The organism is Pseudomonas sp. Ps21-P2 (assembly GCF_039672565.1).
GTDB lineage: Bacteria > Pseudomonadota > Gammaproteobacteria > Pseudomonadales > Pseudomonadaceae > Aquipseudomonas.
The window spans coordinates 38,179-55,381 of record NZ_JBDFPL010000001.1; the positions used below are offsets into that span (position 1 = coordinate 38,179).

The window sequence follows — 17,203 nt, forward strand, 5'->3', positions numbered from 1 at the left end:
TCAGGCTTCCGTGTCGGGATCGTTGAGGCGGTCGTAGTCTTCGCGGTACTGGCTGGGTGCTTCGCCCGAACCGCGCGTCAGGCTGTGTTGATGGCGATGCAGGCCGCGGTTGGCGCGGGCGCCGTTGTCCTGATCGCCGAGGTAATCGCCGCTGACCGGGATGTCATAGCTGGCGCCGTTGGCAAGCTCGACGCGGTAGCGCGAGCGGGATACGCGGTGCTCGACGCTGATTTTCCCGTCGCTCGACATCACACCCTTTTCAATCTCGACCCCGTCGGCGAACACCGTGTAAGGCATGCCGGTCCACGGCTGGTGACTGGCGGCGCTGCTTTGCCCGGCCAGCAGTGTCAGCGTCTGGCCCGCCGTGCTCTGCGGCCACGGCGTCTGCTCGCGGTCCATCTGGCTGGCGTTGCCGATGGTTTTCTTCGCCGCCTTGATGTCTATGGTGCCGGGGGCGTGAATCTGGATATCGCCGTTCTTGAGGCGGATAAAGGCACCGCCGCAGGTCAGCAGAATTTCCTCCTGGGCAGCGATCTCGATGGTTCGTGCCGTGGAAGTGATGCGCACGCTGTCTTTGGCGGTCAGCTCGATGGCGTCGTCCTGGGCCTGAATCTCCACTTTGCCTTTGGCCGCGAACAGCTTCGCCCCGGCGTCGCGGGCAAACAGGCTGATGCTGCGACCCACACTGACCAGCAGCGAGCGTGCACTGGCGAGATTGAGGTCCTCACCGGCGGAGAGGCTGGTGTGGCGGCCGCTGTGCAACTGGATGTTCTCCGGCGTGACAGCAGCGATGTCGGCGGGCGCCGAGGCGACGATCAGCGGCGCGTCATAGCCCTGAGAGGTCGCATTGCCCTGACGGTGGGAATGCGTGGCGGCCTGATGCAGCCGGTTCAGGTTTTCGAGGCCTTCCTCCAGCGACAGGGCATCGTGCTGACCGGCGCTGTCGGACAGCGCCGTCACGCGCTGCAAGGCGTCGCTTAACTGCTGGCCGGCCTCGCTGCTGTCCAGATGCCCGCTTTGTGCCTTGGTGCGCCGCCAGGTGCTGAGGTACAAACCCTGCGGCGCGCGAATGGCGCCGGAGGCATCGGTGCGCAATTCAAACCCGTCACCGCGCCACGCGCCGCGGTCATTACCCTGTTGATCGACCAGGCAGCCGAGGTTCAGTTGGCTGTGGCCGTGACTGCTATGGATCTGCGTGCGCAACTGCGCCGTGGTGTCGTCCATGACCCATTGGTTGTAACCGAGCCCGTCGATTTCCTGACTTTTGTAACCGCTCATCCGGCCCGTGGAATGCCACGCCGGTTTGTCGCCGCCGTAGACCTGCCCGAGGATCAGCGGGCGGTCGATGTCGTTGTCGAGAAAGGTGACCACCACTTCTTCACCTGCCCGCGGCACGTAGACACTGCCCCAACCGGCGCCGCTGCTGTTTTGCAGCATGCGCAGCCAGCAACTGGGTGCTTTTTCCGGTGATCGGAGGCGGTCCCAGTGAAAGCACACGCACACCCGATTCAGCGCGTCGGTCTGCAATGGCCCGCCGTTGGGCGCCACGACCACGGCGGTCTGCGGCCCGGGGTTAGCAGGCTTTTGGTGTTCGAAGGCACTGCGGTACGGGACGTCCAGGCGTTGAGCCTCGAACGCGTTGCAATAAAATCCTTCGCCTTTCTCGGACGGCTTGTCGGCGCCCAGCTCTTTCAGGCGCGATCGCAGGCTGCCGGGGCGTTCACGGCGTGTCAGTGCAACGGGTAAATTGCTTTGCGCGAAAAACTCGACGGCGATCAGCAGAAACGTACGGCGTTTAGCGGGCCCGTCCTCATACAGCGGATGCCCGCGCAGCTCGAACCCGTGACCCGGGAGCATGTGCCGGACGCCGCCATGGCCGGTGATGCGCCGCGCGGCTGATTCCACCTGCTCGATTTGCACCCGTGTCTGCCAGTTGCCGTCGTCTTCGCTGTGCCACGCGTACTGGCCTCGGTATTCATAACGCTCGAGCGTCTTCGCCGCCCCCGGTGGATTAAGGCCCATGGAGCGGGCAGACAGCGGCTGGCGGTGAGCGCGGTAATTATTGCTGCTCCACAGAACGTGGCCATTCAGCAGCGTGTCGGCCTGACTCCATTCCACGATGCTGTCGTGGTCCAGCGCGGCCGTCTGGGTATGAAAAGGCAACGCTTCCGGCTCCAGCGGCGGCAGGTCAAGGACGCTGTCGACGAACACAATCCGGTGCTGGTCAGCCTCATGGACGACGTACCAATAGATGCCGGCCTGCTCGCACCAGCGATGCACAAAGTGGGCGTCGCTTTCGTTGAACTGGGTGACGTAGGACTGCGGCGGATGCTCGTGGCGCAAGTTGAATTCATAGCGGCCTTGCGCCTGGGGATGCCCTCGGAATACGTCGGTGAAGATGTCGATCAACGTCATGTCTTGCCAGATACGGCAGTCCTGACGGTATTCCAGCAGGCTGAACCACGGCGCGAATTCGAGCTGCCAGTCCTGCAAACTGCCGTCGCTGCCGAGGTAGCGCACGCTGCCCACGAAACCGTGTTTGTAACTGTGGCTGCCGTCGGCGGCCTTGATGGCGAGGCGAACCGGCTCGCCGATCAGTTGGTGGGGGTCGAGGCATGTCGATTCGCTGACGACGTCCACGCAGTAACGCGGGATTCGGCCGATTCGCTCGACGCCGTGCACGCGCACGGCCAGCAGCGGCTCGGTCAGTGGCGTCTTGAGTTCGAGCAGGCGTCCTTCCTGGCGGATACCGGCGAAGTTGAAGGGGGAGGGGATTGCGAAGGTCATGTCGGACTTCCTGTCGGGGCAGTGGGCACAGCGTGAGGGGCGGCGATGATCGATCCGCTGCTTGAATCGCTGTCGGTAAGGTCCAGCACCCATTGGGCCTGGCCGGAGGCGGCGCGGGCCGCCAGGCAGCCGAGGGCCATCCGCGTCCATTCGGCAGCCACGGTCCCGACCTGGCCGCACAGCGACGAAGTCTGAACCTGCTGATTGAAGGTCTGCTCGGGGGCGGTATTCGGGGTATCGGTCCGCGCGCCCCGCTTGAGCGAAACGAGGGATACCACCTCTCCCAAGGGCGCCGGATCTGCAGCGTGTGCGTTGGCCGGCAGAGTGGCCCAGCTGTCGATGCTCAGGCACAGATGATTGGGCATGCTCAGGTTGCCGGACAGCAACTCGGCAAGCCATGGCCCCGGTGCCTGGCCGGCGATACGGAAACCGCCGCCGGGCAGCAGCGCCTGGGGCCACACACTCACCACGGTTTCGAACCAGACCAATGGATCGACATGGGACGGCGGGAACAGATGCACTTCAACCTGCGTCCAGTCCGCGACTCGGTCGAGCAGCGGGCACTGGGTCAGGGTCGCCTGCAGCAGTTCCATGGCGCGGGCGAGCGGGTCGATCGAGGGCAGAGGAATCGCGTCGATCTCGATCCGCCACAACAGTCGGCGCGAGCCGTTGGCAGCCATCAGCCTTGGGTCGTGACTCAGCGCGTTCGCGTGCCTGGGGATGTCCTGGACAGGTAACCGCTGATCCAGGGAATGCCCGGGCAATCGGAGCCAGACGTCCTCGACGCTGACGCTCTGCGCGCAGAAATCACCTCGGGGTTTGGCCCGGTCCAGCAGGCGCTGGGCGGCTTCCTGCGCCAGGCGCTTTTCGGAAATTCGGTCGTACATGCTGCGCGGTGGCGCCACGTACTGCTGCGGGACGGCAGGGGGGGGCAGCTGCGCAGGTTTGCCGAGCAGCCGTTTCAAAAAGGAGTATTTCATGACGACCCCTACAGGATGCAGCAGTCATCGTGGGTCGCGACGAGGGCGTCGCCGCACAGCAGGCGATCCCCGTCGCGGGCAATGGGCCGGTCATCGACGAGGCAGGTTTCATCCCCTTCGGCGATGGCACAGGGGCCGTGAAAGCAGAGCACCCCGTCGCCGTGGCGGGCGACTTCGAGACCGTGCAGGAACGTGGAGGGCGAGCCTTGAATGACTCGACCGCCTTTGAGGGTGGGGTCGTTGAGAACGATGATGGGGCGCATGACGAAACTTCCCTGAGATGTGGCCGCGGCGAGCGTCCATGCTCCGGTGCGTTTGAGCCGCGAAATTAACACAGGGTCAGGGCCTTGAAAGTGGCACAGATTATTTCAAGACGCGTCCTACTTTGGCGCGGTGAAGAGTCCTACACGCGGGCGTGATGAGGTTCGCATTTTGATCGAACAGGCGTGGGTTGGAGGGGGTTGGAGCGGGGCGGGGGGCGTTGCGGGATTGGATCAGGAAGCGCTATTTGATGTGCGCGTTATGGGGGAGGCGATGGCAGCGGATGTCGGTAACCGGCCAGCACGCCCTGAAACGCGCCAGCCGGTCATCACAAACGATCAGAAATCGTCGTCTTTGTCGAAGCGTCGCGCTTCACGCTGCAGCTGATACACGAAACGCTCGACCTGACGCTGCACCAATCCACTCATGTTGTGGAAGCGCACACCGGCGAACGTAGTGTTGATCCTTTCTTCGAAGTGCAGATAGCGCAGTTCGACCGGCGTGGTCATGTTGCCGAAGGGCAGGGAGGCGATGAAGCGCTCATAGACCTGGCCCAGTTGCATGCGCTCGGAGATATCGCCCTCAAAGCGCAGCTTGCAGCCGGTGGCGGAGACATCCAGCAGTTTGCCGCGCAACGGGAATTTGAGCCGGTCGCCGCCAATCTCGACATCAATCAGCGAAGCCAGCTTCAGGGCCGCGCGGAACGCGTTACGGCGCTGGTGATAGACGACTTCTTCAGGGAGAGGGCCGCGATAGCTGCGCGGCTCTTCGATCACGGTCAGCTGGGCTTTGCTTTCCCAGGCGATGCGCACACCGTCGTGAAAACCTTCGACCCGGAAGGGCTCACCGCTGGCAAGGAAACGCTCGCCATCTCGGGGGATCATCTCGTCGAAAATGACCTGGTTGGTGTCACGGTCGACGTCGATCACGTAACTCTGAAAACGCTGGGTGCGTTCGTGAAACGTGATGATCAACGGGTCATGACTTTCCATCAGCAGCCGCAGATTGGCGGCGATTTCCAACGGGGTGGTCAGTACCTTCGGGGGCTGCGGAACATCGTCCGCGCTTGAGGCATTCACGGTCTATCCATCTCCAGGCAAATAACGGCAGCGTGCAGCGTGCGGCATATTGCCACCACAGTGCGCACCTTGATACAAGAACTTACGCCTGGCTGAGCGGACGCGGCCTGGCTTTGCCCGACGTCGAACCGCGACTGTCGTACAGCGTGGGCGTGTCGCCGCCGTTGAGAATCCTCAACTGCTGTGCCGTGGTGAGTTGCTGGAGCTGGATGAGGCTGCCGTTCTGTTCGTTGGCCGCCTGGCATTCACTCATCAGCGCGCTGAGTTCATCGCCTGCGGTCAACAAGGCTTCACCCACTGACGAATGTTTCGCCACTTCTTCGAGTCCCGCGCGATTGGCGGGCAGACCCAGGCTGGTCATCAGCTGGGTACGTCGGCGTCCATGCTGCTCGAGCACGATCACCAGCGCCTGTTTCTGCGCCAGGATGTGTTCCATCTCGACCATATTGCGCCCGTGAAGCGCCACTGACTCGGCCTTCAGGATGTCCAGCAGATGCCGGGTTGGCGCAATGTCGTCCGTGATCAGTTGAAGCAATGTAGTGTCTTGCATCGCATGCCCTGGTGTTTAAGCGTCCAGAAGCCCCTGCGCAGACCTGGGGCTAGCGCTGGGCTTCGAAGTTAAGCAGTTTGCTTGCAACACGATTGCTGTCGACCTTATAGCTGCCGTCGGCGACCGCCTGCTTCAACTCAGCCACACGGGCGCTGTTGACGACAGGCTGATCACGCAACGAATCACTGATCTTCTGCAACTGTTGAGCTTCGCTGCTCAAATGTACTGCCTCACCGCTACCGGGCACGCTCGAGGTGCCGCTGACCGCTGCCGTAGCTTCGGTTTTGCTGGCTTCCTTGGTGCTGGCAGTACGTGTTGTACCACCAACGGTAGTGGAGCTGTTCAAACGATTGAAGTCGATGACCATGATTGAAAAACCTCTGGGTTCTAGGACGCTTGCCTTGGTTTCGGCCAGACCCGGAATAACTTTAGGGCCCGTGCGAAAACAGTCTCGAATGGACTTCGCACGGAGCACAGGGGTTCCGAGTGTAGGAAAAGCGCAAGCGCAGCGCCAGAGGTCTTACCTTCACATGTCAGTTACATAGCGACCTCGACTTGCCCGGGCGCAACGATATTGGCCTTGATCACCCGTTGGGAGTTGAGGTTCTTCACGCGTATTTGCTCGTTGAAACCGCCGTCGGACAAGGCTTCGCCCGGCATGCGCACGCTCATTGAACCGCTGCGCGCACTGATCACCACCTGGTCGCCCTTATGGACCATTTGCGGCTGATCGAGGTGGACGGGCGTCAGGATCTGGTCGATGACCGTTGGTCGGACAACTTTTTGCCCGACTGCCTGATCGACTGAATCCAGAAAGCCTTGCCCCAGCAGGCTGACGTCGCGTTCGCGCAGCGCCACATCGTTTTCACTCACGATTGCGTCGCGCTTCATGGGCCGCACGGCCGTGACCACATTGCGGTAAAGGTGTACCTGGGCCGGCACAAACACCGTCCACGGGGACGTGCCTTCGCAGCGTATCTTCACGGTGACGCGGCCGATGGGCTGGGCCGGGCTTTCCAGTGAGGCTGTCAAATCCTTGTCGCACAGCGGCATGCGCAGACGCGGGTCCAACTGCTTGACTTCAATTTCGTAGCGGCCGGCGGTTTGGTTGGTCGCCATGTAGTCTTCAACTGTGAATTCAAGAAAGCCCTGGGTCACGCCGATAAGTGTTTCAGGCAGGGTCATGTTGTCCGCGCGGCTCAGGCTGGCGGCACACAACAGACACAGCGCGACCAGCACGCAGAGAAAGCTGCGGGTTGCGGGTGCCGGGCGTCGGGATACTGTCGTTTGTGTGTTCATGATGAGTAAATAGCAAGGCCCGTGCCGCTTACCGTTCCGGTAGCGCAATTGGTCGTTTTGGGAGGTGTGGTGCATGGCTGGTGTGATGGATTCAGTAAACCAGCGCACTCAACTGGTCGGGCAGAACCGCCTTGAACTGTTGCTGTTCCGGTTGGACGGCAAGCAGTTGTATGGGATCAACGTGTTCAAGGTAAAAGAGGTGCTTCAGTGCCCGAAACTTACCCATATGCCCAAATCCAGTCCGATTGTGCGCGGAGTGGCAAATATTCGTGGCGGGACTATCCCGATCCTCGATCTGGCGTTGGCGACCGGTGGCAAGCCGCTGGCTGACATTACCAATTCATTCGTGATCATCACGGAGTACAACACCAAGATTCAGGGCTTCCTGGTGCATGCGGTGGAACGCATCGTCAACATGAACTGGGAAGACATTCACCCGCCACCCAAGGGCACCGGTCGCGACCACTACCTCACGGCAGTGACGCGTCTGGACAACCAGCTGGTGGAAATCATCGATGTCGAGAAGATCCTCGCCGAAGTGGCGCCGGTGTCCGAGAACATCTCGGTCGGCGTGGTCACGGCGGAGGTTCAGCACAAGGCGCTGTCGCTGCGCGTGCTGACGGTCGATGACTCCTCGGTGGCGCGCAAACAGGTGACGCGTTGCCTGCAAACCGTCGGCGTGGAAGTCACGGCGTTGAATGACGGTCGTCAGGCACTCGATTTCCTGCGCAAACTGGTGGATGAAGGCAAGAAGCCGGAAGAAGAATTCCTGATGATGATTTCCGACATTGAAATGCCGGAGATGGATGGCTATACCCTCACTGCGGAGATTCGCAGCGACCCGCGCATGCAGAAGTTGCACATCGTGTTGCATACGTCGTTGTCCGGCGTGTTCAACCAGGCGATGGTCAAGAAGGTCGGCGCGGATGATTTCCTGGCCAAGTTCCGGCCAGACGATCTGGCGGCGAGGGTGGTAGATCGTATCAAGGCGGCAGATATCAGCTGAGGAGGGGTTTTCCTCCTTGCTGTTCACATGATTTGAGAGGCGGCATGTCTACAGGTAATTTGGATTTTGATCAGTTCCGGGTATTCCTGGAAAAAGCCTGTGGCATTTTGCTGGGTGAAAATAAGCAGTACCTGGTTTCCAGCCGCCTCAACAAGTTGATGGAGCAGCAGTCCATCAAATCGTTGGGCGAGCTGATCCAGCGGATCCAGACTCAGCCGCGCAGTGGTTTGCGTGAGCAGGTGGTGGATGCGATGACCACCAACGAGACGTTGTGGTTTCGCGACACGTACCCCTTCGAGGTGATGAAGAACAAGGTCTTGCCCGAGGCGATCAAGGCCAGCCCCAACCAGCGTTTGCGTATCTGGTCGGCGGCGTGTTCGTCGGGTCAGGAACCGTATTCGCTGTCGATGACGATCGATGAGTTCGAGCGCAGCAACCCGGGGCAGTTGAAGTCGGGCGCGCAGATTGTGGCGACGGATTTGTCGGGTTTGATGTTGAACAATTGCAAGACGGGTGAGTACGACAGTCTGGCCATCGGCCGGGGTTTGTCGCCGGATCGTCTGCAGCGTTTCTTCGATCAGAAGACGCCAGGGCGCTGGACGGTGAAGGCGCCGATCAAAAGCCGTGTGGAGTTTCGTTCGTTCAATCTGTTGGACAGTTATGCGGCGTTGGGCAAGTTCGATATCGTGTTCTGTCGCAACGTGCTGATTTATTTTTCGGCAGAGGTGAAGAAGGATATTTTGCTGCGTATTCATTCGACGTTGAAGCCGGGGGGGTATTTGTTCCTGGGGGCGTCGGAGGCGTTGAACGGGTTGCCCGATCATTATCAGATGGTGCAGTGCAGTCCCGGGATTATTTATCAGGCCAAGTGATTGGCTGCGGTTTTGCTTTGATGAGAACCCCGCTTAGGCGGGGTTTTTTGTTTCGTGTTGGCGCTGGTAGGGCATCTGCCTCACGGCAGATATTTCGCCTTCGGCGAGTTACTTGATAAAGCCCCAAGTAACCAAGGGCTTTGTGCTCCTGGTTGGGCCCTTCCTTCGTCAGGGTTCCTTCACTCCGGTCTCGCTCCGTGGGCCCGCGCCGAACGGACATCCATGTCCTGACGGCGCTCTCGCCGCATCCTTGCGGCTCGGCCCACTCCGCGAGACCTGCGTTCAGCCTGCACCCAAGTCGCGTTCGGCGGTGACCGGACCGTTTGCGTATGAAGATCAACAGCACGGCAACGGCAACGGCAACGGCAACGGCAACGGCATTCGCGAGCAAGCTCGCTCCCACAGGTAGGGTGTCTGATCAGCAAAATAGCAAGCGCCTGCACTGGCCTCTTCCCGGCTAAAGCCGGTCCCACTGACAGCAGCGCATGCAGTCCGTAGGACTGGCTTTAGCCGGGAAGCCTTTGATCTGCTTTTGTTTTTGATCTTCGTACACAAAAAGTCCAGACACCGCCAATCGCGACTTGGGTGCCGGCCGAACGCAGACGACGCGGAGTGGGCCGAGCGGCATGGATGCCGCGAGAGCGCCGCTAGGACATGGATGTCCGTTCGGCGCGGGCCCACGGAGCGTCGTCGGAGTGAGGGAACCCTGAGGAACGAAGGGCCAAACCAGGAGCAAGCACCCTTGGTTACTTGGGGTGCTTTTCCAAGTAACTCGCCGAAGGCGAAACCAAGGCCGTTAGGCCGAGCCCAAAACATCAGCGCCGCCGAGTAGCGAGGGATGTACACAATGCAAGAGCCGACTCCGGCTTTTGAAAGCGGCAGCGTCGGCAACGGCAAAAAAACGGCACTGCTCTTGCCGCTTTCCTCCCATCGAGCGGAAATCCCTTGCCGCTTTTCTGTCATCCCCCTGCACCAACACCCCTGCAGCCCGCGAAAAACGGCAGTTCCAGCAAGTGGCACGCACATTGCTATAACTCCTGCACGTACATCTGGTCAGCCCTCAAAGGTCCCGACATGAGCATCAGTTTTGAAAACGCCCTCGGCATCCACGAAAAAGCGCTCAACTTCCGCGCCCAGCGTGCTGAAGTGCTGGCCAACAACATCACCAACGCCGACACCCCCAACTACAAGGCGCGTGACCTCGACTTCTCCAAAGTCCTGGCCGCCCAAAGCGACAAAAGCAACAACGGCCACTTCGCCCTCGACATGACCAATAGCCGTCACATCGAAGCCGAAGGCATGAGCGATGGCGAAGCCAGCCTGCTCTACCGCACCCCGTCGCAGCCGTCGCTCGATCAGAACACCGTCGACTCCCAGGTCGAAAACGCCAACTACGCCGAAAACGCCATCGGTTTTCAGGCCAGCTTTACCTTGCTCAACAGCAAATTCAAAGGGCTGGTTGCAGCCCTGCGCGGAGAGTAATCCATGTCCCTATCCAGTGTTTTCAATATTGCCGGTAGCGGCATGAGTGCCCAGAACACCCGACTCAACACCGTGGCCAGCAACATCGCCAACGCCGAAACCGTGTCCTCCAGCATGGACAAGACCTACCGCGCCCGCCATCCGGTGTTCGCCACGGTCTTCCAGGGCCAGGAATCCGGCGGCAGCGCCTCGCTGTTCGAAGACCAGGGTCAGGCCGGCACCGGCGTACAGGTTTCCGGCATCGTCGAAGACGCCTCCAACCTCGAAGCACGTTACGAGCCAAATCACCCGTCAGCCGACAAGAACGGCTACGTGTATTACCCGAACGTCAACGTCGTCAACGAGATGGCCGACATGATCTCGGCCAGCCGTTCGTTCCAGACCAACGCGGAAATCATGAACACCGCGAAAACAATGATGCAGAAGGTCCTGACCCTGGGTCAGTGATAAAGGGCGAAATCCATGACGGTCTCAAGCACAGACGCTACCTCGACGTTCCTCAAAGGGCTGCAAAGCACGACCCCCGGAACTACAGGCACCAGCACCAAATCCAGCACCGACACCAGCAGCCTCACCGGCTCAAGTTCGCTGGGTAAGGATTCATTCCTGCAATTGCTGGTCACGCAAATGCAGAACCAGAACCCGCTCGATCCTCAGGACAACAGCGAGTTCGTGGCCCAGCTGGCTCAGTTCAGCAGTCTGGAAACCATGCAGAACCTGAGCACCTCGGTCGACTCGATCAGCACCATGTATCAGTCGTCCCAGGCGTTGCAGGCCTCGTCGCTGGTTGGCCGCTCGGTAACCGTGGACGCAGGTTCCACCTACGTCGACACCAGCAAGGCCATGACCGGTTCGGTGGTGCTGCCATCGTCCAGCGCCGACACCACGGTGAAGATCTACGACAGCACCGGTACCAACGTCGTGCGCACCATCGATCTGGGCACTCAGAAGGCTGGCACCACGTCCTTCAGCTGGGATGGCCTGGACGACAGCGGCGCAGCGGTGGCAGCGGGCAATTACAGCTTCGTCGCCAACGGCAATCTGGACGGCACCGCTACTAATCTGAGCACCTATCTGCCGGCGACAGTGAGCAGCGTGACCATGGGCACAACGGGCTCTGACATGACGTTGAACCTTGCCGGCGGCACCCAGGTGGCACTGTCAAAAATCAAGCAAATCGGAATTTAGAGCCGACTAGACGGCGCAGGAGTTAATCATGTCTTTCAATGTTGGTCTTAGTGGGCTCTACGCCGCAAACAAAAGTCTCGACGTTACCGGCAACAACATTGCCAACGTCGCGACCACCGGTTTCAAATCTTCCCGTGCGGAATTTGCTGACCAGTACGCCCAATCGATTCGCGGCACCTCCGGCGGCACCAACACCGGCAGCGGCGTCACCACCGCCGCGGTTTCGCAGCAGTTCACCCAAGGCACGCTGAACACCGGCACCGGCCGCAGCCTGGACCTGGCGATCAACGGCAACGGCTTCTTCATGCTGAGCAACAACGGCGAAAAGCTGTACACCCGTGCCGGCGCATTTCACACCGACTCCGCCGGCTACATCATCAACGAAGCGGGCAATAACCTGCAGGGCTACAGCGTTGACGGTCAGGGCAATGTCTCCACCGGCGTGCTGAGCAACCTGCGTGTGGATTCGTCGAACCTGGCGCCGAAAAGCACCAGCTTGATCACTGTCGCTTCCAACCTGAACTCCTCGTCGACGGTTCCGACGGTTGCGACGTTCTCGCCGTCCGACACCAACAGCTACACCACCACCTACAGCACGCCGCTGTACGACAGTCAGGGTAACGAACACACCCTCGACCAGTATTTTTCGAAGACGGGCACCAATACCTGGACGATGTACAGCCTGGTCGATGGCCGCAGCATCAGCGATCCAAACTCCACTACTGCTGACGCGACCGCAGTGACCTTCGATTCGTCGGGTGGCTTGATCACCAGCGGCACCGGCGCCCCTGATACCACCAATTCGCCAAACGTGAGCGTAGGTACTGACGGCGTCTTCTCGATCAACAACTGGGTACCGGCCGCCAAGACCACCGTCGGCAGCACCACCACCTGGTCAAGCAACGGCGCGTCCGCCAACGCGGGCGGGATCAAGCTCAATATGCTGGCGACCACCCAGACCAACGCGGTCTCGGGTGCAATCACCAAGACCCAGGACGGTTACGCCACCGGCCAGATCACAGCGATGAACATCGACGCCACCGGCAACATGTTCGCGACTTACACCAACGGTCAGTCCAAGGTGATCGGTCAGGTGTCGTTGACCAACTTCGCCAACGTTCAGGGGCTGGCACCCGCGGGCGGCACCAACTGGCGCGAATCGGCCTCGTCGGGCATCCCGGTCACGGGCGCTCCACAGTCGGGTACGCTGGGTTACTTGACCGGGCAGGCGCTGGAAGAATCCAACGTCGACCTGACCGGTGAACTGGTCAACCTGATCAAGGCGCAAAGCAACTACCAGGCGAACGCCAAGACCATTTCGACGCAAAGCACCATCATGCAGACGATCATTCAGATGACCTGATAACGGTCGCTGGACACGGTCAACGAAGCCCCTCTCTGAGGGGCTTTTTTTATGCTTTTTTTTGACTGAAATATCGAGAGCCGTCCCACTCTACAACTGGAAACTTCCTACTTTCGTCTTTGCGAGAATCAAGTTCGCTGACAAATAAATGCCATTGAGCGACGCCACTCAGGCGGTCCGTTCGATTGCATTCCTTTGCCCGCGATCTCGATGCATTGACGAGCGTGTCGTTGAACAACGGCGCAGGGAGTGTTCATGTCATTCAACACAGCGGTTTCAGGGTTGCACGCGGCGCACAAGCGCATGGAAGTGGCCGGCAACAACATTGCCAACGTCCACACGTCCGGTTTCAAATCCTCACGCGCCGAGTTCTCGGCGGTCTATTCCTCATCCATGCTCGGGGGCAGCCGGACGGCCTCGGGTGATGGGGTGCAGGTGGCCAACGTTTCGCAGAACTTTGCGCCCGGCGGCGTCATCACCAGCGAGGGCAGGGCGCTTGATATGCGCATTCAGGGCAACGGTTTCTTTGTCATGAGTGACGCCGGTTCCATCAGTTACGGCCGGTCAGGGGCCTTCATCAAGGATGCACAGAATTTTGTCGTGGACTCCCACGGCAGCCGCTTGCAGGGCTATGGGGTGACAGACGCGGGGGAGGTGATCAGCGGCGTTCGCACGGACCTGAAGATTGACGCTGCCGACATGTCGCCCAAGGCCACCGGCAAGATGGAGCAGACCCTCAACCTGAATGCGGCGTCGCCGTCACTCGGCGCCATCCCGCGCTTCGACCCTGGCGACCCGACCACCTACACGCGGGTAACGGGGCGGCTCATTCAGGACGCCGGCGTTCCGCCACAGGATCACGAACTCAAGCAGTACTTCGTCAAGACTGAAGACGACAACTGGACGTCGTACATTCTCGTCGACGGCGTCAATCCGCTGGACCCCACCAGCACCGCACCGCTGGAGATCGGTTTGCAGGTGTCTGCGGCGGGGAGGCTGTCGGTCACAGGTTCGACGGCGGCGGTGAAGATGATTTCCGACACCGAGTTGTCCCTGCAGAAGTGGCGTCCGGCGATCAACGTCAACGGCAGCTGGACCGTAAGCCCCGCGCCTGCGCCCGGCCCGATCTCACTGCCGCTGCTGGACGGTGGCCTGCCCGTGCTCGACCCGGCCGATTCGCTCATGCCGCGGCCCGTGCCGACCTTCAATCCGGCAGACATCACCACTTACACCAAGGCGTCCACCTACGGCGTGTTCGACAGCCTCGGCATGCGTCACGAGATGACCCAGTATTTTGTCAAAGACGGCAGCAACAGCTGGAAGATGCATACGCTGATCGACGGGCGTAACCCGCAGGACCCGACCAGTACGGCGCCGTCGACGGCAAGCATGCTGTTTGACTCCGGCGGCTCGCTGCAATCGCTGATCGGCAGTCAATGGCTGACCGCTGCCAACAACACCCTGACCCTCGAAGGCTGGGTGCCGGCCAAACCGCTGGACGGCAACAAACCGGGCGGGCGTTGGGGCGCGAACGGCGCGGTGGGAAATGCCGACGGGATTGTCATGGACTTCAACAAGATCAGTCAGCACAACGCCGCCACGGGCAGCATCAACCCCGTCATCGACGGCCACGCAGCGGGGCAGGCCACCCAGCTGACGATCGACAAGAGCGGCATGCTGATGATCGGGTTCAGCAATGGTCTGCACCGCAATGTCGGTCAAGTCATGCTCGCCAGCTTCGCCAACAACCAGGGGCTGCAGCCGGTGAGCGACACCCGCTGGGTCGAAACCCTGGCCTCCGGCGTCGCCAATTACGACTCGCCGGGCGTGGGCACGTTGGGCAGTGTCATCGGCCATTCGCTGGAGGGCTCCAACGTCACGTTGACCAACGAGCTGGTGGAGCTGATCCAGGCGCAGACGGCCTATCAAGCCAACTCGAAAACCCTCTCGACGGAGGCGGAACTGATGCAGACCCTGATACGCGCGACTTGATGCGGGATTTAGCGTGAACGCGAAGGTGGGACCGGCTTCAGCCGGGAAGGCGGCGTGTCAGACGGTTGATTCATCACAGCTAAACCGCCTTCGCGAGCAAGCTCACTCCTACAGGTCTTGCGTCGAGCAGGGATATCCGCTTGCGCCGAGATCAGTGTAGGACCGGCTTCAGCCGGGAAGGCGGCGTATTAGACGGTTGATTCATCACAGGCAAACCGCCTTCGCGAGCAAGCTCGGTCCTGCAGGTCTTGCGTCGAGCAGGGATATCCGGTGGTGCCGAGATCATTGTAGGACCGGCTTTAGCCGGGAAGGCGGCGTGTCAGACGGTTGATTCATCACAGACAAACTGCCTTCGCGAGCAAGCTCACTCCTACAGGTCTTGCGTCGAGCAGGGATATCCGCTTGCGCCGAGATCAGTGTAGGACCGGCTTCAGCCGGGAAGGCGGCGTGTCAGACGGTTGATTCATCACAGACAAACCGCCTTCGCGAGCAAGCTCGCTCCTACAGGTCTTGCGTCGAGCAGGGATATCCGCTTGCGCCGAGATCATTGCAGGACCGGTTTTAGCCGGGAAGGCGGCGTGTCAGACGGTTGATTCATCACAGGCAAACCGCCTTCGCGAGCAAGCTCACTCCTACAGGTCTTGCGTCGAGCAGGGATAGCCGGTGGTGCCGAGATCAGTGTAGGACCGGCTTCAGCCGGGAAGGCGGCGTGTCAGACGGTTGATTCATCACAGGCAAACCGTCTTCGCGAGCAAGCTCACTCCTACAGGATCGGCGTTCGCCGGGATTTCAGCGTTATGTGCATAACCTGTGGGAGTCAGCTTGCTGACGAATGCGGGGTGTCAGGCGAGAGGGATGGCACAGACAAACCGCCTTCGCGAGCAAGTTCGCTCCTACAGGTCTTGCGTCGAGCAGGGATAGCCGGTTGTGCCGAGATCATTGTAGGACCGGCTTTAGCCGGGAAGGCGGCGTGTCAGACGGTTGATTCATCACAGCTAAACCGCCTTCGCGAGCAAGCTCACTCCTACAGGTCTTGCGTCGAGCAGGGATAGCCGGTTGTGCCGAGATCATTGTAGGACCGGCTTCAGCCGGGAAGGCGGCGTGTCAGGCAATCAAGCTGCAGCAGATCAAAACCCGTCAAATCGAACAATCCGACTTCACATACGCGGCGCTGATCCGGGTCCAGCCTTTGCCCGGGCTGGTCTGGGCGCAGACGGTACGGTGGGCGCCTTGCCAAAGGAAGTAAGGCGCCGGCGCCGCCCACACGGCAAACGAGCAGGCCATCAATGTAAAGAGCAGGGCGATGCGCAGACCCATGACAGTTTTCCGTAGCGACTCAAGCGAATTCATAAAACGCTGCAAGTTTCGCACCCCATGGAGAGTTTTCTGGCGCTCGCTGCCGTCGATGTGCAGGAAACCGGCAGTCCGCTGTCGCGCGGCGGCCCAAACCGGATCCCGGTCCGCCAAATGCGGCCGGAATCATTGAAGAATCAACGCTTTGTATCACCGCTGAAAAACTGGTTCGATTATTGCTATGACCTGTTCAGTACAGCTACAGGCGGCAAGCGTCTGTCGGAGGAGGAAGACTGTGGACAAGTTGCTATACGTGGCCATGAGCGGAGCGTCGGAAAACGCCATCGCCCAAAAGGCCCATGCCAACAACCTGGCGAACGTTTCTACCAACGGGTTTCAGCGCGACCTCGAACAGGCGCGCTCAATGCCGGTGTTCGGCGAGGTTAACCCGTCCCGGGCGTACGCCATGAGCGAACGTCCCGGCACTGACTTCAGCCAGGGCGCGATGGTCGACACCGGTCGCGATCTGGACGTCGCCGTCAAAGGCAACGGCTGGATGGCGGTGCAGACGCCCGACGGCGGCGAAGCCTACACCCGCACCTCCAGCATGAACATCGACGCCCTCGGCGTGTTGCGTGATGGCAATGGTTTGCCGGTCATGGGCAACAGCGGGCCGATTGCCGTGCCTCCGCAGCAGCAGATCGAGATCGGCGCCGACGGCACCATCAGCGTTCGCTCGCTGGGCGAGAGCCCTCAGGTGATGGCGCAGATCGACCGCATCAAGCTGGTCAAGGGCGACCAGACCACCATGGAAAAAGGCCCCGACGGTCTGATGCACACCAAAAGCGGCAGACCGGCCCAGGCCGATGCTGACGTGCAGGTCGAATCCGGGTTTCTGCAGGCCAGCAACGTCAACGCCGTCGACGAGATGACCTCGGTGCTGGCGCTGTCCCGCCAATTCGAACTGCACATCAAGATGATGAAGACCGCCGAGCAGGATGACGAGTCGATGGCTCGCGTCTTGCAAATGGGCTAATGACTGACAGCTTGC

General features: G+C 60.6%; 16 protein-coding genes. 8 read left to right on the forward strand and 8 right to left on the reverse strand.

What is annotated here, in order from left to right:
- The 7 genes from ABEH28_RS00155 to flgA all read right to left on the reverse strand — a co-directional run bounded on the left by ABEH28_RS00155 (position 1) and on the right by flgA (position 6,956).
- Entirely contained in the window at positions 1 to 2,787 is a 2,787-nt protein-coding gene (locus ABEH28_RS00155) for a type VI secretion system Vgr family protein (protein ID WP_346628739.1), read from the reverse strand.
- Entirely contained in the window at positions 2,784 to 3,767 is a 984-nt protein-coding gene (locus tag ABEH28_RS00160; protein WP_346628740.1) for a hypothetical protein, read from the reverse strand. Before ABEH28_RS00160 ends, ABEH28_RS00155 begins: the two co-directional genes overlap by 4 nt.
- Before the next feature lie 8 nt (positions 3,768 to 3,775).
- Positions 3,776 to 4,030 (reverse strand): PAAR domain-containing protein, encoded by a 255-nt coding sequence (locus ABEH28_RS00165; protein ID WP_192172658.1) that lies wholly within the window; start codon positions 4,028 to 4,030, stop codon positions 3,776 to 3,778.
- A gap of 336 nt (positions 4,031 to 4,366) precedes the next feature.
- Positions 4,367 to 5,107: a flagellar brake protein gene (locus ABEH28_RS00170; RefSeq protein WP_192172657.1), complete on the reverse strand. Its 741-nt coding sequence runs from the start codon at positions 5,105 to 5,107 to the stop codon at positions 4,367 to 4,369.
- Positions 5,108 to 5,189: 82 nt separating this feature from the next.
- Positions 5,190 to 5,657 (reverse strand): flagellar protein FlgN, encoded by a 468-nt coding sequence (locus ABEH28_RS00175; protein WP_074893095.1) that lies wholly within the window; start codon positions 5,655 to 5,657, stop codon positions 5,190 to 5,192.
- 49 nt (positions 5,658 to 5,706) lie between these two features.
- Positions 5,707 to 6,024, reverse strand: a complete 318-nt coding sequence (gene flgM, locus ABEH28_RS00180) for a flagellar biosynthesis anti-sigma factor FlgM (protein ID WP_192172656.1) — start codon at positions 6,022 to 6,024, stop codon at positions 5,707 to 5,709.
- Positions 6,025 to 6,194: 170 nt separating this feature from the next.
- Positions 6,195 to 6,956 (reverse strand): flagellar basal body P-ring formation chaperone FlgA, encoded by a 762-nt coding sequence (gene flgA, locus ABEH28_RS00185; RefSeq protein ID WP_346626644.1) that lies wholly within the window; start codon positions 6,954 to 6,956, stop codon positions 6,195 to 6,197.
- A gap of 73 nt (positions 6,957 to 7,029) precedes the next feature.
- Between flgA and ABEH28_RS00190 the strand changes: the two genes are divergently transcribed.
- The 7 genes from ABEH28_RS00190 to ABEH28_RS00220 all read left to right on the forward strand — a co-directional run bounded on the left by ABEH28_RS00190 (position 7,030) and on the right by ABEH28_RS00220 (position 14,859).
- Positions 7,030 to 7,962, forward strand: a complete 933-nt coding sequence (locus ABEH28_RS00190; RefSeq protein ID WP_192172654.1) for a chemotaxis protein CheV — start codon at positions 7,030 to 7,032, stop codon at positions 7,960 to 7,962.
- Positions 7,963 to 8,006: 44 nt separating this feature from the next.
- Entirely contained in the window at positions 8,007 to 8,834 is an 828-nt protein-coding gene (cheR, locus tag ABEH28_RS00195) for a protein-glutamate O-methyltransferase CheR (RefSeq protein ID WP_192172653.1), read from the forward strand.
- A gap of 1,074 nt (positions 8,835 to 9,908) precedes the next feature.
- Positions 9,909 to 10,316: a flagellar basal body rod protein FlgB gene (gene flgB / locus ABEH28_RS00200; RefSeq protein WP_192172652.1), complete on the forward strand. Its 408-nt coding sequence runs from the start codon at positions 9,909 to 9,911 to the stop codon at positions 10,314 to 10,316.
- A gap of 3 nt (positions 10,317 to 10,319) precedes the next feature.
- Positions 10,320 to 10,763 (forward strand): flagellar basal body rod protein FlgC, encoded by a 444-nt coding sequence (gene flgC, locus ABEH28_RS00205; RefSeq protein WP_133775926.1) that lies wholly within the window; start codon positions 10,320 to 10,322, stop codon positions 10,761 to 10,763.
- A gap of 15 nt (positions 10,764 to 10,778) precedes the next feature.
- On the forward strand, positions 10,779 to 11,504 hold the full coding sequence (locus ABEH28_RS00210) for a flagellar hook assembly protein FlgD (RefSeq protein ID WP_282371640.1): 726 nt from the start codon (positions 10,779 to 10,781) through the stop codon (positions 11,502 to 11,504).
- Positions 11,505 to 11,532: 28 nt separating this feature from the next.
- Positions 11,533 to 12,867, forward strand: a complete 1,335-nt coding sequence (flgE, locus tag ABEH28_RS00215; RefSeq protein ID WP_192172650.1) for a flagellar hook protein FlgE — start codon at positions 11,533 to 11,535, stop codon at positions 12,865 to 12,867.
- Between the two features lie 255 nt (positions 12,868 to 13,122).
- The gene (locus ABEH28_RS00220) at positions 13,123 to 14,859 is read left to right on the forward strand and encodes a flagellar hook protein FlgE (RefSeq protein WP_346628741.1); all 1,737 of its coding nucleotides are present in this window, start codon (positions 13,123 to 13,125) and stop codon (positions 14,857 to 14,859) included.
- Positions 14,860 to 15,996: 1,137 nt separating this feature from the next.
- Here the strand turns inward: ABEH28_RS00220 and ABEH28_RS00225 are convergent.
- Entirely contained in the window at positions 15,997 to 16,176 is a 180-nt protein-coding gene (locus ABEH28_RS00225; protein WP_346629199.1) for a hypothetical protein, read from the reverse strand.
- Positions 16,177 to 16,447: 271 nt separating this feature from the next.
- Here ABEH28_RS00225 and ABEH28_RS00230 point away from each other — a divergent pair, with 271 nt between their 5' ends.
- Complete coding sequence (locus ABEH28_RS00230) at positions 16,448 to 17,188, forward strand: flagellar basal body rod protein FlgF (RefSeq protein WP_192172647.1); 741 nt, start codon at positions 16,448 to 16,450, stop codon at positions 17,186 to 17,188.
- The last annotated feature ends 15 nt before the right edge of the window (positions 17,189 to 17,203 follow it).

Coding starts and splice junctions, on each gene's coding strand:
- ABEH28_RS00175 (WP_074893095.1), bottom strand. CDS start 5,657: ATGCAAGACACTACATTGCTTCAACTGATCACGGACGACATTGCGCCA.
- ABEH28_RS00160 (WP_346628740.1), bottom strand. CDS start 3,767: ATGAAATACTCCTTTTTGAAACGGCTGCTCGGCAAACCTGCGCAGCTG.
- flgM (WP_192172656.1), bottom strand. CDS start 6,024: ATGGTCATCGACTTCAATCGTTTGAACAGCTCCACTACCGTTGGTGGT.
- ABEH28_RS00165 (WP_192172658.1), bottom strand. CDS start 4,030: ATGCGCCCCATCATCGTTCTCAACGACCCCACCCTCAAAGGCGGTCGA.
- ABEH28_RS00210 (WP_282371640.1), top strand. CDS start 10,779: ATGACGGTCTCAAGCACAGACGCTACCTCGACGTTCCTCAAAGGGCTG.
- ABEH28_RS00155 (WP_346628739.1), bottom strand. CDS start 2,787: ATGACCTTCGCAATCCCCTCCCCCTTCAACTTCGCCGGTATCCGCCAG.
- ABEH28_RS00225 (WP_346629199.1), bottom strand. CDS start 16,176: ATGGGTCTGCGCATCGCCCTGCTCTTTACATTGATGGCCTGCTCGTTT.
- flgE (WP_192172650.1), top strand. CDS start 11,533: ATGTCTTTCAATGTTGGTCTTAGTGGGCTCTACGCCGCAAACAAAAGT.
- flgB (WP_192172652.1), top strand. CDS start 9,909: ATGAGCATCAGTTTTGAAAACGCCCTCGGCATCCACGAAAAAGCGCTC.
- cheR (WP_192172653.1), top strand. CDS start 8,007: ATGTCTACAGGTAATTTGGATTTTGATCAGTTCCGGGTATTCCTGGAA.
- flgC (WP_133775926.1), top strand. CDS start 10,320: ATGTCCCTATCCAGTGTTTTCAATATTGCCGGTAGCGGCATGAGTGCC.
- ABEH28_RS00220 (WP_346628741.1), top strand. CDS start 13,123: ATGTCATTCAACACAGCGGTTTCAGGGTTGCACGCGGCGCACAAGCGC.
- flgA (WP_346626644.1), bottom strand. CDS start 6,956: ATGAACACACAAACGACAGTATCCCGACGCCCGGCACCCGCAACCCGC.
- ABEH28_RS00190 (WP_192172654.1), top strand. CDS start 7,030: ATGGCTGGTGTGATGGATTCAGTAAACCAGCGCACTCAACTGGTCGGG.